General features: G+C 66.5%; 15 protein-coding genes. 6 read left to right on the top strand and 9 right to left on the bottom strand.

All coding sequences use genetic code 11. The features are described 5' to 3' along the window. Positions 1-8 precede the first annotated feature (8 nt). Complete coding sequence (locus LZC94_23060; GenBank protein WXB20089.1) at positions 9-1151, bottom strand: serine/threonine protein kinase; 1143 nt, start codon at positions 1149-1151, stop codon at positions 9-11. Positions 1152-1224: 73 nt separating this feature from the next. Here LZC94_23060 and LZC94_23055 point away from each other — a divergent pair, with 73 nt between their 5' ends. Then, positions 1225-2148, top strand: a complete 924-nt coding sequence (locus LZC94_23055) for a transcriptional regulator (protein ID WXB20088.1) — start codon at positions 1225-1227, stop codon at positions 2146-2148. A 26-nt stretch (positions 2149-2174) separates the two neighbouring features. Here LZC94_23055 and LZC94_23050 read toward each other — a convergent pair whose 3' ends face one another. The 3 genes from LZC94_23050 to LZC94_23040 all read right to left on the bottom strand — a co-directional run bounded on the left by LZC94_23050 (position 2175) and on the right by LZC94_23040 (position 3968). Then, positions 2175-2663 carry a hypothetical protein gene (locus tag LZC94_23050; GenBank protein WXB20087.1) on the bottom strand — a complete coding sequence of 163 codons (489 nt, stop codon included), beginning with the start codon at positions 2661-2663 and terminating at the stop codon, positions 2175-2177. Between the two features lie 129 nt (positions 2664-2792). Further along, positions 2793-3206: a hypothetical protein gene (locus tag LZC94_23045; GenBank protein ID WXB20086.1), complete on the bottom strand. Its 414-nt coding sequence runs from the start codon at positions 3204-3206 to the stop codon at positions 2793-2795. A gap of 276 nt (positions 3207-3482) precedes the next feature. Further along, complete coding sequence (locus LZC94_23040; GenBank protein ID WXB20085.1) at positions 3483-3968, bottom strand: Lrp/AsnC family transcriptional regulator; 486 nt, start codon at positions 3966-3968, stop codon at positions 3483-3485. Positions 3969-4072: 104 nt separating this feature from the next. Between LZC94_23040 and phhA the strand changes: the two genes are divergently transcribed. The 5 genes from phhA (at position 4073) to LZC94_23015 (ending at position 10402) form a co-directional block, all read left to right on the top strand. After that, a complete protein-coding gene (gene phhA, locus LZC94_23035) occupies positions 4073-4978 on the top strand; it encodes a phenylalanine 4-monooxygenase (protein WXB20084.1) in 906 nt (301 codons plus the stop codon). A gap of 75 nt (positions 4979-5053) precedes the next feature. Then, positions 5054-5779: a class I SAM-dependent methyltransferase gene (locus LZC94_23030; GenBank protein ID WXB20083.1), complete on the top strand. Its 726-nt coding sequence runs from the start codon at positions 5054-5056 to the stop codon at positions 5777-5779. 327 nt (positions 5780-6106) lie between these two features. Continuing rightward, complete coding sequence (locus LZC94_23025) at positions 6107-7138, top strand: hypothetical protein (GenBank protein ID WXB20082.1); 1032 nt, start codon at positions 6107-6109, stop codon at positions 7136-7138. A 96-nt stretch (positions 7139-7234) separates the two neighbouring features. Next, positions 7235-8746: a hypothetical protein gene (locus LZC94_23020; GenBank protein WXB20395.1), complete on the top strand. Its 1512-nt coding sequence runs from the start codon at positions 7235-7237 to the stop codon at positions 8744-8746. An 810-nt stretch (positions 8747-9556) separates the two neighbouring features. Then, complete coding sequence (locus tag LZC94_23015) at positions 9557-10402, top strand: hypothetical protein (GenBank protein ID WXB20081.1); 846 nt, start codon at positions 9557-9559, stop codon at positions 10400-10402. Between the two features lie 365 nt (positions 10403-10767). Here the strand turns inward: LZC94_23015 and LZC94_23010 are convergent, their stop codons facing one another. From LZC94_23010 to LZC94_22990, 5 genes are all read right to left on the bottom strand, one after another. Beyond that, on the bottom strand, positions 10768-11133 hold the full coding sequence (locus LZC94_23010) for a hypothetical protein (protein WXB20080.1): 366 nt from the start codon (positions 11131-11133) through the stop codon (positions 10768-10770). Between the two features lie 244 nt (positions 11134-11377). Then, positions 11378-11650: a hypothetical protein gene (locus tag LZC94_23005; protein WXB20079.1), complete on the bottom strand. Its 273-nt coding sequence runs from the start codon at positions 11648-11650 to the stop codon at positions 11378-11380. A gap of 33 nt (positions 11651-11683) precedes the next feature. Beyond that, positions 11684-12868, bottom strand: coding sequence for a response regulator (locus LZC94_23000; protein ID WXB20078.1), 1185 nt, complete (start codon positions 12866-12868; stop codon positions 11684-11686). Beyond that, positions 12865-13917, bottom strand: coding sequence for a HAMP domain-containing histidine kinase (locus tag LZC94_22995; protein ID WXB20077.1), 1053 nt, complete (start codon positions 13915-13917; stop codon positions 12865-12867). Before LZC94_22995 ends, LZC94_23000 begins: the two co-directional genes overlap by 4 nt. A gap of 128 nt (positions 13918-14045) precedes the next feature. Further along, positions 14046-15458 carry a sigma-54 dependent transcriptional regulator gene (locus tag LZC94_22990; GenBank protein WXB20076.1) on the bottom strand — a complete coding sequence of 471 codons (1413 nt, stop codon included), beginning with the start codon at positions 15456-15458 and terminating at the stop codon, positions 14046-14048. Positions 15459-15509: the final 51 nt, after the last annotated feature.

The following is a 15509-nucleotide window of genomic DNA, read 5'->3' as shown; positions in this document are numbered from 1 at the left end:
CGGTCATGTTACCCCAGGTCCAGCGAACCACCACCGTACCGACCGATGGCCCCCAGTTGCTCCCAGATTTCGTACAAGGAGGGCCGGCGCGACCGGTCGATCGACAGCATTTGCATGACCAAGCCGGTCATCGCAGGAGGCAGATCGGGGGCGACCTCCGAAAGCGGGGTGAGCTTGCCGGTGGAAATGGCGCGAAGCGCATGCCCCAAGGTGCGGCCTTCGACGGGCCTTCGCGCCGAGAGGCACTCGAACGCCAGAACGCCGAGCGACCAAATGTCCGCCCGCGCGTCGATGTCCTTCTCGCCGAAGATTTGCTCCGGCGCCATGTACGTGGGGGTTCCCACGATGTGTCCGCTGTTGGTGAGCGGTGAGGTCGCGGCAAAGCCCCCCTCGAGCGCGGTCAGCTTGGCGAGCCCGAAGTCCAGCACCTTGACGATCCGGCCACCGGCCTGCGTCTCGCTCAAGAAGACATTGTCGGGTTTGAGATCGCGGTGCACCACGCCGCGCGCGTGCGCCTCGCCCAGCGCCGACACGATGGAGCGAAGCACGGTGATGGTCGGCGCGAGCTCGATCCGCCCCACGCGCCGCATGCACGCGCGGAGCGTCTCGCCTTGGAGGAGATCCATCACGATGACCGGCGGAAACCCCTCCGCCTCGAACGCGTCGTGGACGTGGACGATGTTCGGGTGGCGAAGCGCCGCCGTGACGCGCCCTTCGCGTACGAACCTTTTGGCCCGCGCGGCCTCCGTCGCCTTGAGGAACTTGAGCGCAAACGCCTCGCGCGCGGTGTCCGGCCCGCCCTGATCGGCGGCCGACCAAACGATGCCAAGCCCGCCTTCTCCGAGAAAGCGCAGCAGCCGATAGCGTCCGCCCACGATGGCGCCTCGCCACGTGGCGCGTCCATCGAACTCGCCCGACACGAGCCCATCGTCGCGGTGCGCCGCGCCGCCTTGGCGCGCGAAGTCCGCTTCTTCTTCGGCGGCGAGCTCGCGAGCAAGCTCGGCCACCACCCGGCGGCAGTCGGGGCAGATATCGAGGTGCGCATGAACCGCGGGGTCCTGCTCGGTCCCGTCGAACAGCGCGACCAGTTGATTCTCGTCCAAGCACTCCGCGCGAGCCGTCCCCGGGTCGGGGTGTTGTCGTTGTCTCATGTGTGAGCCCCCCACAAGATACTTTGTTCGGTCTCTGGGCGCTCGGTCGAGCGAATGAGATACATTCGGGGGGATGGCCACTCGTCTCGCGGAGTCTCTTTTTGCGCATGCCGAAGCCGGGCTCGTCCAAGAGCTCCGAAGCATCGAAAACCTCGAATCGCTCCTCGAGAATTTCCTGGCCACCGCGCGCAGCACCTGGCCGGGGATCGACATCCACGACGACGACTTCATGCAGCACATCGCGACGCACCTCGCGTCCGTTCCCGCGAGCGAGCTTGCCCAGACCCTCTCGCGGCTCTTCGCCGCCGATCTCTTTCTCGCCCTCGCCTGTGCCCGCGGCAACACGCGCGCGCTGGCGCATTTCGACCGCGTCTACCTTCAGCCCGCGTCGCTCCACGTCCGCGCTTCCAAGATGAGCCACGTGGAGCCGGCCGATGTGGAGCAGCTGCTGCGCGAGAAGCTCTTCGTGGCCGACGCGGCCAGCAACCGCGCCCCGAAGATCGCGCTCTACGCGGGGCGGGGGCCGCTCGCGGCGTGGGTTCGCGTGGCGGCCACGCGCACGGCGCTCAGCGTGCAGCGCTCCTCGGGCGCCGCCGGCAAGGGGGCCGCCGATCGCGACGCAGAGGCGCTGCTCACCTTCGCGGCCGCGGACAATCCGGAGATGGAGCACGTGCGCGCGCAGTACAGCGACGCGTTCCGTCTGGCCTTTCACGACGCGCTCCACTTGCTCAGCGCCGAGGAGCGCAACGTCCTGCGGCTCACGGTCGCCGATGGGCTCTCGGCCGAGGCCGTGGCGCGCATCTTCGGCGTGCACCGCGCCACCGTCACGCGGCGGCTCGCGAGCGCGCGCGACGCGCTGTTCGTCGGGATGCGAAAGCTCCTCGCCGAGCGGCTCCAGCTCGATCACGCGGAGTTCGAGAGCCTGATGGGCACCCTCTTGAGCCAATTCGACGTCAGCGTGCAACGCGTCCTCCACGAGACGAAGAACACCGAGTAGCGAGCAGCGATGAACGAGACAGAGCTCTAGTCGGAGCGGCCGGGCGCGGGATCGACGAGCACGTAGTGGTCGCGCAGGTTGAGCGCGTCGGCGGTGCTGTCCTTGGAGACGATGGGGTACGAATCGACGACCAAGGCCGGGTCGAACGTGCCCGACGAGGCGTAGTTGTCGGAGGCGCCGAACATGAACAGCCGGCCGCCCCGCACGCGAAAGGTCACCACGCGGATCCCCAGCGCGCCCGCGGCGCCTTTGCTCACGACGCCGGGGAACATCTGCTGCAAAGGCCCGGTCAAGAACCAGCGTTCGCCGAGCACCCGCTTGTGAACGGCGAGGTAGAAGGAGCTCCCCGCGGCCGTTCGTTTGATGGCCAAAAACGGCGCCTCGTCGAGAGGCGCTTGGCTGGACGTGTCCGTGGGGCCGCCGCCGGAACAACCCATTTGGGCGGCGCCCAAAAGCAAGAGCGAGGAGAGAGCAGCGCACAGGCCGCCCGGGTGGGCGAGCGTTCGACGGTGCATGGGGCTACGTATCCTGCAAAAGGTTGGTCTCCGGCGGAGCGGACGTGCGGAAACGGATGCGGCGCGGTCCCTCTCGAGACCGCACGAAGGGCGCAGGTGAGACCGCGCGACGCGATCGTCGTTGCGGCGCTACTCGGTCTCTTCGACGGGCTCGCAGTCGACGGTGCTGTTGTCGACCTCCTCCGCGCACACATTGCCTTTGCCGGTGCTCGAGCACGCGAGCTTGTAAAAGTGGCCGCTCACGCACACCGTGATGTGGTTTTCGTCATTGCACCACGCGGTGCCTTCGTTGTCCGCGTCACAGATGATCCCCTCCACCTCGGCGCCCGTATCCTGCGCCTCGAGCCGATGGCTCAGCGCCGTGGTCCCAGCCCTGGGGAGCAGCGCCGATTTCTTTCCAGCGTCCGTCCGCGGGGGCGGCTTCGAGGGCTGCGACGTGCCGCCTTTGCTCTTCTTTTTGCACCCTTCGAGCCCCACGGCGAACACGGGTGCAGCAATGGCAACGGCCCCGACCACGGCGATGGTCCTGACGATACGATTCATGATGTTTTGCGTCTCCTATGCGTCGAAAGCGACGAGGGTCTTTCGCCATCGAAAGCCCCCTAAGCCGCGCACGTCACCGCCACGCACACGTCGACGTGGCGTTTATCGAGCACGTCGGCCCTGGCAGTGATTTGCGCTTCAACGAAGAGACGCGCGCCCCGCTCCCCCGGCGCACGAAAAAATTCGAAAATCGACGTCGACCGATGGCGACCCACGCCTCCCGCGCCATGCCGCTGCGATCGAAGGACGACCGCGCCACCGGCGCGGCCCACGACGTCAGCGCGGCTCGAGGTGGTGAAGCGGCAGGGCGTGCGCTTGCTTCACCGTGCGCAGCACGAAGCTCGAGTTGACATCGGCGACGCCGGCGTCGTTGAGCAACTTATCGAGCAGGAAGCGCGAGAAATGGTCGAGGTCGACCACATAGACTTGAAGCAGGTAATCGAGATCCCCGGTGAGCGCAAAGCAGGCGAGCACCTCGTCGCACGCATTCACGCGCTCCACGAAGCGGTCGATGACCGCCGTGCCGTGCTTCTCGAGCTGCACGCGCACCCACGCTTGAAGCCCCAGGCCAACCTTGCGCGGATCGAGCTCCGCGCGGTAGCCCGTCACCACCCCGTCCGACTCCAGCCGCTGCAAGCGGCGCAGGCATGGCGACGGTGAGATGTTCACCCGCTCCGCCAGCTCGGCGTTGGTGATGCGCCCCTCGCGCTGCAGAACCTCGAGCATGCGCAAATCCGTGCTGTCCAGTCGTGGTTCGGTCATTTTATGCCCTCGAGTGGCTGTGAATAGCAATAATATTGCCCAAACGGGCCAAATGTCGGCAAGGAAGCAAGGAAATTGCGGTTGTGTCGCGCTATGGTTGAAGCATGGACACGCCATTTGAGCCGCTTCAGCCCCGTCGGATTGAGCATCAACAAACGGATCGCGGGTATGTGCCCGTGTATACGACCGACGTGGTCGAGCAGCCTTGGTCGACCTATTCGCGCACGGACAACGAGGTCTGGGCCACTCTTTTCCGGCGCCAGCGCGAGGTGCTGCCCGGCCGCGCGTGCCGCGAGCTCCTGGAAAATACCGAGCGCTTCGGCATGCGCCCCGACCGGATTCCGCGCTTCGAGGATCTGAACAAGGTCCTGCGCGCCGCCACGGGGTGGGAGGTTGTGGGGGTCGAAGGGCTGCTTCCAGAGGCTGTGTTCTTCGAGCACCTGTCCAAGCGAAGGTTCCCGGTGACCTGGTGGATCCGAAAGCCCGAGCAGCTCGACTACATCTCCGAGCCGGATCTCTTCCACGATTTGTTCGGGCACGTCCCGCTGCTTTTGAACCCCGTCTTTGCCGATTACGTGCACGCCTACGGGTGCGGCGGCGTCAAAGCGTCGCGCATCGGCCCCGAGGCGCTCACCAACCTGACCCGCCTTTACTGGTACACGGTGGAGTTCGGGCTCATTCGCGCCAACGAAGGACTGCGCATTTACGGCGCCGGCATCGTCAGCTCCAAATCCGAATCCATTTACAGCCTCGAATCGCCCGCGCCAAACCGCATTGGCTTCGATTTGGAGCGCGTGATGCGCACGCGCTACCGCATCGACACCTACCAAAAGACCTATTTCATCATCGACAGCTTCGAGTCCCTCTTCGAGGCCACGCGCCCCGATCTCACCCCTGTTTACGCGAAGCTGCGCCCTCTGCCCCCCTTTGCTGCCGGCGACGTCCTCCCGAGCGATCGCGTCGACCAACGCGGCACGGGCGAAGGCTGGGCGACCGGCGCCGATTTCTAATCGCCAGGCCGCGCGGCTTCATCGCGCTCCTTCCTCTCCTTCCTTTCGGGCGTACGGTGGCGGTAGTCTGCTCCAATGGAGACCCGTCTTTATCGTGACCTCGTTCGTTGGTACCACCTGGTGGATCCGCCCGCCGATCACCTCGCGGAGGCGGACTGTTTCCAGGACGCGTTCGAGCGCGCGGCCTCGGGCAAGGTGGAGACCTTGCTCGATTTGGGGGCCGGGGCGGGCGGCAACGCCGTGCACTTGAAGCGCCGGTTTCGGTGCACGCTCGCCGACCTTTCGAAGGATATGTTGGCTCTGAGCCGCGCGTCGAACCCCGAGTGCGAGCACATCGAGGGCGACATGCGTACCTTGCGTCTCGGCCGAACGTTCGATGTCGTCTTGGCCCATGATGGCATCACCTATATGACGACGGAGGCCGATCTGCAGGCCGCCATCCGCACGGCCTTCGAGCACACGCGCCCCGGCGGCGCCGCCATCTTTACGCCCGATGGTTTTCGCGAGGGGTTTCAGGAAGGTGCCGATCACCTGGACGGCAACGACGGCACGCTCGCCATGCAGGGCGTGGCCTGGCATTGGGATCCCGATCCCACCGATGACGCGTGCATCACGGACTATGCGTTTCTTTTGCGCGAGGGCCACGATGTCTCGGTCGTTCACGATCGGCACATCCACGGGCTCTTCCCCCGGGCCACCTGGACCCGCCTCCTCGAATCCACGGGCTACGATGTCGAAATCATCGAGCGCCCCTTCGGCGATGGCGAGAGCGATGAAGTATTTCTCTGCCGCCGGCGCTGAATCGTCCTCGATCCGGCCATACCGTCATACCGCAATACCGTAATTGCGCATTGCGCGCAGATCTAATCGCATATCGGCGGCCGCCGGGTCATCGCTGGCCTCGGTTGGAGCCATGTGCCCGACGGCGCGCGCGCCCGAGCGCCTCGGTTGCAGCGGGGTGAAGCGTTGGGGCGACTGGGTAGGGGAGCGTCTCACTGGCAAAGCGATCGCGTGCCGCGGCGTTGTCTTCGCACCAGACGGGGTGTCGATCGCGCAAACGGACGTGCCGAGCGTACCGCCGATTCGTTCGACATGATGATATGGTCGCCCTCAGCACCTATGGCACCTATGCGAGCCCTCGTCTTCTCCGCACTGTTCATCGGCGCGTCCCTCGTAAAGCTTGGCACTGCCCATGCGTGCGAGCCCGGGCCCAAGCGCGAGGCCGCGCTCGCACGAACCGAAGAAGCGCTTCGTTTGGCGAACGCCAAGCCGCCGAACAACGACGGCGCCCGCATCGCCATCGAGCAAGCCTACGTTTTGTGCCCCGGCCCCAAGGTCCTCTGGAACCTGTTCGTCCTCGAGATCCGCTCGGGGCAGTATCTTTCGGCCGCGCGCCATATCCATACCTACCTGGCGACCAACGATCCTTCCGTCACGGAAGAAAAGAGGACCGAGGCGCGCAACAAGCACCTCAAGTCCGCCCGGGAGAACCTGGGCGCTCTGGAGGTGCACGCGCCCTCCGGCGCCGTGCTCTCGATTGATAACGCCGCCTACCCCGAGGGCTACAGCGTCGAAGACATCGTCGAGCTGAGCCCCGGCACGCATACAGTCGTTCTCGAGCTGGCGGGCCAGCGCCGCGAGCGCAGCGTCAATGTCAAGGTGGGGGAGGTCTCGGTGGTCAAGTTCGAAGACCCGCGCCCCATCGCAGCCCCCGTCGTACAACCGGTGCAGGGCCCCAAGGAGCCGGAGCCCGAGCCCCGCCCGGTGCCCCGTTCGTCCGGCCTCGGTTGCACCCAGTCGGGCGCCTGCGTGGCCACCACCATCGGCCTCGCCGCCGTGGGCGTCGCGGGCCTCGCCGGCTTCGGCGTATTCCAAATCAGCGCCAACAACGCCACCAAGGACGCACAGGGGCTCGAAGTCCCGGGCGGCTCCTGCAATGGCAGCACCTCCGCCGAATGTGCCCGAGTTCGCCAGCTCGAGGACGATCACAGCTCGCGGCTCACCTTGTCGCGCGTGTCCGCCGCCGTCGGCGGAGCCTCGCTGATCGCGGCCGGCGTTCTGTTCTTCGCCTGGCCCAAGCCCAACAAGGGGCCGAGCGCACAGCTGTATCCCATCGTCGCGCCCAACGCGGGCGGAGTGGGCCTTTCGGGCCGATTCTAATCGTCGCGACCCCGCGGTGCCCACCGTGATGAGCACTACCCCACTATCTCACGACAGAGTTTCGCCGAGCGTACTTTGGATTGCTTTGGAGGCCGTATGAGAACCTGGTTGGTCGGATCGTTGGTGTGCTTCGCGGGAATCGCCGTCGCGGGCGGGGTCTTCATCGCCTGCGACAACGCAGGCTCGTGCGATTTCCACCGCTGCGATCCTCCCTTCGACGGCGGTCACGCCGGCGTACCCGGCTGCGAAACCTTGGACAAAGATCCGAAGGACAACCCCGCCTGCATCCACGACGAAATCGGCGTCTTCGTCTCGCCCTTCGGCGTCAACACCAACCTGGGCACCCAGGCCAGCCCCGTGGCCAGCATCGCGGTCGCCCTGGAAAAGGTGGGCACGGTCAAGAAGCGCATCTACATTTGCGATGGGACCTACTCGGGCCCCGTGACCATCAGCGCCCGCAGCGTGAGCCTCTACGGTGGCTTCCAGTGCGCGGGTGGCTCGTGGAAAATCGCCGACGGCGCCTCGGTCATCATCGAATCGCCCGACGCGACGCCGGCGCTCCTCGTGGACCATACGGCCAACCCCATTACGATTGCGGATTTGACCTTCAAGTCCAAGGCCGCGACCGCGCCGGGCGGCTCGAGCATCGCGGGCCGCGTGACCGAGTCGAAGGACGTGGCGTTCAAGCGGGTAACGTTCGCGGCGGAGGCGGGGGCCGAGGGGGTTGCGGGAGAACCTCAGGGCAAATACGATCAGCCAGCGCCGAATGGCAATAACGGGGCAAGCGGCGGCGGCGTTAGCCGAAATACGTGCCCGGCGGGGATGGCGGCGAGCGTGGGGGGCGCGGGCGGAGCAGTCGGCGCCGACGGTGGGTCGGGTGAGCCGAAGCTGGACGAGTATCCGCCCGGTTACACGGGTGCAGGTGGCGATGTGAACCGAGCGGGTTGCGGGGGACCCGCGCTTCCAGGTGCTTTCGGAGCGGGCGGCGCCGCCGGCGGTGGGGCGTCCATTCCGGGGGTCTTGACCGGGCAGGGCTGGGGGCCTCAGTCGGGGGAGCGTGGCGGCAATGGCCGAACGGCTCAAGGTGGCGGTGGCGGCGCCGGTTACACTCAAATCGGTGGTGGTGGGGGCGCTGGTGGCTGCGGTGGTCTGGGTGGAACAAGCGGCGGTGCCGGAGGCTCCAGCATTGCGCTCCTCGTGTTCCAAACGAAGGTGACCTTAGATGCATGCACTTTGCAAGCATCTGATGGAAAGAGCGGCGGCAAGGGCGGCGCTGGGCAGGTGGGGCAGTTGGGGTCTGCATTGAAAGGGGTCGGCGTGGGGACTGACAGTTGCGACGGGGCCCTGGGGGAGTCGGCGGCTCGGGGGCGGTGGTGGCGGTGGCGCCGGCGGTTTGTCGCTCGGACTCGGCTACAAAGGCATCAAGCCCGTGATCGACGGCGCAGAGGTGACGGAAGCCGATACGAGCCCGCGCGTGCGACTCGGCGCAAAGGGGCTGGGCGGACCTGGCGGGGCAAAGGGGAAGGCCGCCAAGGAGTCGGCTCCGCCGAGCCGGGAGGGGCAGGGAGACGGCGGCCAGGGGTTGAGCGGCGAGGCCAAGGCCATTAAGGCGTTGCCGTAGCGCCTGCGCGGGGAACGCCGGTATCGCTCCGTAACGCCTGCGCGGGGAACGCCGGTATCGCTCCGTAACGCCTGCGCGGGGAACGCCGCTATCGCTCCGTTAGCGCACCCGAGGAACGCCGGTATCGCCGATGGCGAACCGGCGTTTGCACGTCCTCAAAGGGAAGCGGTGCTTACGCACCCTCGAAGCGACCGCACACGAAGCCCACGGCACGGCCGCATCGCCACTCGTCGCTCGAGTCGTGCGACCGCAACGGAGTTTACCCCGCTCGGCATCGCCACTCGTCACTCGAGTCGTGCGACCGCAACGGCGTTTATCCCGGCTCGGCATCGCCACTCGTCGCTCGAGTCGTGCGACCGCGACGGAGTTTTACCCCGCTCGGCATCGCCACTCGTCGCTCGAGTCGTGCGACCGCAACGGAGTTTTACCGCATTCGGCGCAGGCGCATCGGTTCGTGTAGAAGTTCGAATTGGTGCGAACGCCCGTGGGAAACGAAATATCCCATCGGACTTCCGTGTGAGGTCATCTATGGTCGCACGACGATACGATGAGCGCCTTTTGCCTCGTCGTCCAAACGCGATCCGCGCGATGGGAGACCTTTCCATATGGTCCATATTTCTTCGATATCGAGATCGAAGCCGAAGCCGACTCCGGCCACGCATTTTGCGCTAGCCATTCTGCTGTCACTCAGCGCGGGGTGCTCGAGCACGTCCGCCTCACCCGATTCGTCTGGCACCGGTGAGTCGAGAGATGCGAGCCCTTTCCCGTCCGACGGCAACGAACCGATAAATAACGAATTGCGCGACGCGAGCACCCCCGATTCGGAAGCACCTCGCGCGGGTTACCCGAACTCGACCAACACGGGCATCCCGCCCGGCACGACGCTCACACGCAAATCGTCCAGCTCGTGCAATTGGATGATCACCGCGGACGGTACGGTGGTCGATTCCGTCGATCTCGATGGCTGCATCGATATCGAAGCCAACGACGTGACCATCAAGAACAGCCATCTTCGCTCGAATACGTGGTGGGGCATCAAATACGGTGCCACGAAGCCCAACATCACCGGCCTCAAGGTGCTGCACAACAAAATCGACACCGTACCCGGGCAGGGGCCGGACAACGGTGGTTACGATTATGGCATCAGCCAGCAAACGAGCGGCGCCGGCACCATGGAAGTCGCCTTCAACGACATTTCGGGGTTCAAGGACGGTGTGGACGTCAGCGCGGGATCCATCCACGACAACTATTTTCACGATTTGTCCTCGTTCCAAGGGGCCCATACCCAAGACATTTACGTGTATGCGGGCGGCGGGCCCATCGCGATCCGCCATAACACGGTCATCAACCAGACCGGAAAGGCCTATGCGACCGCGGCGATTTATATCGCCCCCGACAGCGGCCACCAGAACGACGTCGAGGTGAACGACAATTGGCTCGCCGGCGGCTCGCTCACCGTATACGGCGGCGATTCGACGGCCACCCATATCCGGTTCACCCGAAACCAGTTCTCCACCGCCCTTTGGCCCAACGGCGGCTTCAATGGCCCCGTGGGCTACTGGTTCCCCCGCAACGCAGGCAATGTCTGGAGTGGGAACGTATGGGCCGATGGCCCGAAGGCGGGCCAGACCCTCGAGCCGTAAATCAATGGCGGGTGCGCAACGAGCCTCGGCGGCCTTCTGGAACGATGAAGCCGAGGGCGCACCGGCCCCCGCGAGCGACGCGGTGCATGCCGCGCACGCGCCACCCTCGACCGGGCGGGCGCGTCGCCCGCGAGGCGCACCCCCGGCCCGTTTCCCCCCATGCGCCGCGTCTCGGGGGCGCGCTGGGGACGTTTGCGATCGAGCCCCAGCGGGTGATCGCCACCTTTGCGCGCGACGCCTTCGTTCTCCCCATGGATCTCGTGCTCCTCGCCGCGCTCCGGATCCGACATTGGCCCAGCGGGCTGCCGTGTGCTCGCGCCCGCCGGGCCACGTCTCCTCGTCGTAACGAAGGAAACGAGGTTTCGTTAGAGGACGATCTCCGTCTCCACCTCGGAGAGGCCGAAGCGCGCCATGGCGAGGTTCGCCTTCGCGCGATCGAGCGCCAAGTAAAAGAAGATACCGGGACGGCTCTTGAGCGGGCGGATGAGATGGTATTGCTTCCCGAGCGAGATGAGAATGTCCTCGATGTCGTCGCGCAAATTGAGCGCCTTCATGGCCTTGCGCTTCGCTCGGACGACCTCGGAGTTGGCTGCGCCCGCGAGCTCGAGGTTGATCGGACCGCCCCCCACGCTGCCGAGGCACATGCCGCTCTCCGAGTCGACGACCGCCGCGCCGATGAAGCCGTCGCTGCTTTCGAGCTTGCTCAGCGATTCTTTGATGTTATTTGCCATGACTCCTCGTCTCCGTTCTAATTGGCTGGTTGCTTTGAATGGATTTCGTTATCCGAATTTGCATCGCCCCGCCGGCCGGGCCTTGGCTCCCAACGGAGCTTGCCCGCCCGCGTTCTCGTCACGGTCTCCCGTCACGCTCTCTCTCGTCACGCTCTTTCGTCACGCTCTCTCGTCACGCGATTGGGCCACGCGTGCGCGCGTCCGGCGTTCGATGTCGATAAGATGATATTCAATTAGCACTCTGTCAATGCGCGATCCCAGGGTCGATCGCAATTGTGTGGTTACTTCGATTACTCTGCGCGCGCGCGTCGCCGTTCGGGCGCGCGGCCGCCGTCATCACGGCCATCACGGACACCGACACGACGATGAACGCAGGCCTCGGGCCGCGCCGCGCCCCGATCGTCCGATCGACCAGACCGGCGGCCACGCATGCGGAAACGGAGCGCGATGCGTTCGCGCGCGCATGATCGAAATTCATGGAAATAAGCCTTTTCTCGAGGCTCGTCGCCGAGCCCATGGAGTCGGAGCACGCCGCGGGCGCGCGGATCGGTCAGGGGACGAGGGGCTCGACGAGCGGGATGGACTCTTTGAGCTGGGCCCAGCCCAATCCAACGTTCGTGTTCTTCTTGGTCACCAGCATGATGACGGCGCGGTTCTGTTTGATCGTCTTTGCAAAGTGGTAGTTGTGCTCGGACGTCATATGGATTTCTTGAAAGTAATGGGCCCCGTTCTCCGGTATTTTGCGGTGGGCGCGGACGAGCTGCTCGATGCGCCCCACGTTCGGGCCGCGAAAGAGATCCATGGTGGCGGCGGCGACGATCTCGTTCAAGGTCTGCGTGTAGGGCGAGACGTTGTGGATACCGAGTAGCATCCCCGTATCCAGATCGACGACACCGCAGGCCACGGCGCCATCCACCTTTCGCACGACTTCTCGGCACGCGTCATCGATCTTTCCCATCGTTTTTCCTCTTTCTTCGGTCTCGTTCGACTCGGAATCGCGGAGGTGCTCCTCTTCGTCCCAGCCCGCCGCCGCGAAGGGATCGTCGCTGCGCCGCGGCCCGTCGGCGGTGCGCGCGGACTCGTCGATTTGCCGGAGCAGATCGAGCAGGAGCGACGAGAAGCTGCGGGTGATCGTCTGCGGGGTCGGCCCCAACGGCGAGGTCGACACGGAGCCGGATTGCGCGGAGAGGATGGCGCGCAGCGCGGGCTCGCCCGAGAGCTCGCCCCTCTCGGCGTGGATGATCTCGCCCGCCTGCATGGAGACATAGCCGGTCACGTTCTCGCCCACCGTGAGCGCGATCGAGCGCCGCGCGAGGTGGAACATCTGGAGCATATCGACCAGCGAGAGCCCGTGGACGCTGCCGCGAAATCCGGTGCTGCAGTCGGCCGCCTGCGCGATGGCGGCGAGGAGCTCCTCGGGGGTGAAGGGTTTGCACAAGATTTTGACGGCGCCCAGCTCGGTCGCCGTCTGGTAATCGCGCGCGGTGGCGAAGGCGCTCATCAGGATGGTCCGGGTGGCGATGGCGCGGCTGCGCAAGGTGGCGATGAGGTCGATCCCATCGCGCGCGCCCAAGCGAAGATCGGTGAGCACGATGTCGAGCCCGCGGCGGCCGAAGACGACGATGGCTTCGTCGACGTTTTGCGCCTCCTCGACCTCGAATCCTCGCTCCGAGAGGTGACGCACCAAGGTCGACCGGAATTGAGCGTCGTCGTCGACGACGAGCACGGACGTCACCTCCAGTGGCTCCTTTCCTTCGACGAAGGGAGCACGAGCACGAACCTCGCCCCCACGTCGGAGGGCTCGAGCCGGAGATCGCCCCCCGAGTCGAGCGCCGCGTCCCGCGACGACGTGAGACCGAGGCCGCTGTTCTTGGGTTTTGTCGTGAAGAACGGCTCGAAGGCCCGCGCCCGCGCCTCGGCCGTCATTCCGGGCCCGTCGTCCTCCACGGTGACGCGTACCATTTCGCCCCGGCGCACCGCCGAGATGCGCACGGTGAGCGATCGGCGCGCCGCTTCCATCGCGTTCAAGGTCAGGTTCACCAGGATCTGCTCGACCACCAGCGGCGGGGCGCGCACCCGCAGCCGCTCGGCGCCGAGCGCCACCTCGATGCGGTGCGGGCTGCCGCGCACGGCCGGGCGGAGCAGGCTGATGGTGCGCTCGACGGCCTCGGCGACGTCGGCGTCCATCTCGGCCGGGGGACCGAGCTTGGCGAAATCGAGCAAGCCATCGACCGCCTTGCGCAGGCGATCGGCGGCCCTCCGCACCGTGTCCACCGTCGCGCGCAGCCCCAAGGCATCGAGCTCCGCGCCGCGCCCGGCCATCACCTCGGCGTCGAAGACGATGCTCGCGAGGGGAGCCCGCAGATCATGAACGATCTGCGCGACCAGGCGCCCCGTCGCCTCCAGGCGCTGGCGGTGCAGCTGCTGCGCCAGCGCCATGTGCTTGTCCGAGATCTCGCGCATGACCACGACCATGTGCTCGTCGCCCAGCGCGTGGCGTGTGCAGCCGAGGCGCAGGCCGTCGATCTCGGAGTGCGGCGGCCGCCAATCGATGGCCTCCCCGGGCGCCGCCGATCGCAGCCGATCCCAGAGGAGCGGGAGCCGGCAAGGGAGCATGTCCGTCGCGATCCCCACGCGTTGGAGGAGCGAGCGCGCGCTCGGTGTCGCTCCGACGAGCTCTCCGTCCTTCGTACAAACGGCGAGGGCCGCGCCCACGTGCTCCAGGGCGATGTGCGTCCCAGTCCACGCGGTGTCACCATGGTGTTCCGTCGATTCGAGGATCATGCGCGCGAGCGGTCTCATTGCACGAGACGCACCAACGTGCGCGCAGGGGAATCGCGCAGGCGCGGTGGCGAAAGCCGACGCGGGGGGTGTCGAACTCCGGCACCTCCCGCGCGACTTCCGTCAGCGAATCACGTGAGCACCCCGAAGCGACGGAGCTTGTCGCGAAGGGTGGAGCGCGGGATGCCGAGCGAGCGCGCGGCGCCGCTCAATTTGTGGTTCGCGTCCTCGTACGCGCGGAGGATCATGTCGCGCTCGAGATCGCGCAGCCGCGGGCGCTCGAGGGAGCTCTCGCCCAGACGGGCCGCGACGGAGGCCACCACGGCAGGATAGGCGGCAGGGTAGGCGCCGGAGCCTGCCGCCGGCGGGAGACGCTCCCGGCGCAGGAATGGCGCGATGGCCAGGGCCACGTGCGCGTCCTCGAGGTAGGGGCCCGTGGACAGGATGGCGGCGTGTTCGACCGCGCCGCGCAGCTCGCGCACGTTGCCCGGCCAAGGGTGGGCGCGCAGCCGGGCGAGCGCCGCCTCGGAGAATCGCTTCACCGACAAACGGTGCCGCTCGGAGAATCGCTTGAGGAACACGCACGCGAGCAGCGCGATGTCGTCGCCGCGCTCGCGCAGGGTCGGCAGCGGTATGGTGAAGCCGGCGAGCCGATAGAGCAGATCGGGGCGGAGCACGAGCTCCAAGTCGGCGTTGGTGGCCGAGACGACGCGCGCCTGGAGCGGCAAGTCGCGCGTCCCTCCCACCCGACGGAATGTTCGCGTCTCCAGCACGCGAAGCAGCTTGCTCTGCAACGCGAGGGGCATATCGCCGACCTCGTCGAGAAATACGACACCTTGACCGGCTGCTTCCAACAGCCCGACCCGTGCTCCGCGCGCGCCGGTATAGGCGCCCGCCTCGTGCCCGAACAGTTCGCTTTCGAAGAGGCTCTCCGGCACCGCGGCGCAGTTGATCGCCACGAACGGCGCGCCCGGCGGGGCGCCGAGCCGGTGGATCGCTTGGGCGACGAGCTCTTTGCCGGTGCCCGTCTCCCCGAGCAACATGACCGAGATCTCGCGGTACGGCGCGACGAGCTCGATCTGCTCGCGCACGGCTCGAATCGACGCCGACGTGCCCACGATCTCCAGCTCGAGCGTCTTGGCTCCCTCGTTGCGCAAGAGGATCGATCGCACCTCGTGGACGAGCGGCTCCAGCTCCGTCGGTGCGTAACGTTGAATGGTGCCGGCGTCGTCTCCGGCCCGCGGGCCCACGAGCAACGAGATCGTCGCCTCACGAAAGACGGTATCGAGCACGGCGCATCCGGCGCACGCGGCCCCCGGCAAAAGACCCAGCGAGACGCGGTCGACGATCTTGACGGCGTAGTCGGGCGCGATGAGCAGCTCGCGCGCCGACGCCACGTCCGAGGCCACGTTCACCACGGTCCCGCACTGCGCCGCCACCGACTCGACGCGCTCGAGCAGATCCGCCGAGCGCGAGATCAATCCGACGTGCCCGCGACGAGCTCCGCGCGACCCGCCCCAATCATAGCGGCTATCCTCTGACATCTTACCTTCTCCGACGACCGGGTTGCTGCGCTCCGACCCCCTGCAGGGCGC

This window comes from Sorangiineae bacterium MSr11954, from assembly GCA_037157815.1.
Taxonomy (GTDB): Bacteria; Myxococcota_A; Polyangia; order Polyangiales; family Polyangiaceae; genus Pendulispora; species Pendulispora albinea.
The sequence above is the reverse complement of the archived record's forward strand: the minus strand, read 5'-3'. Positions and strand labels throughout refer to the sequence as shown.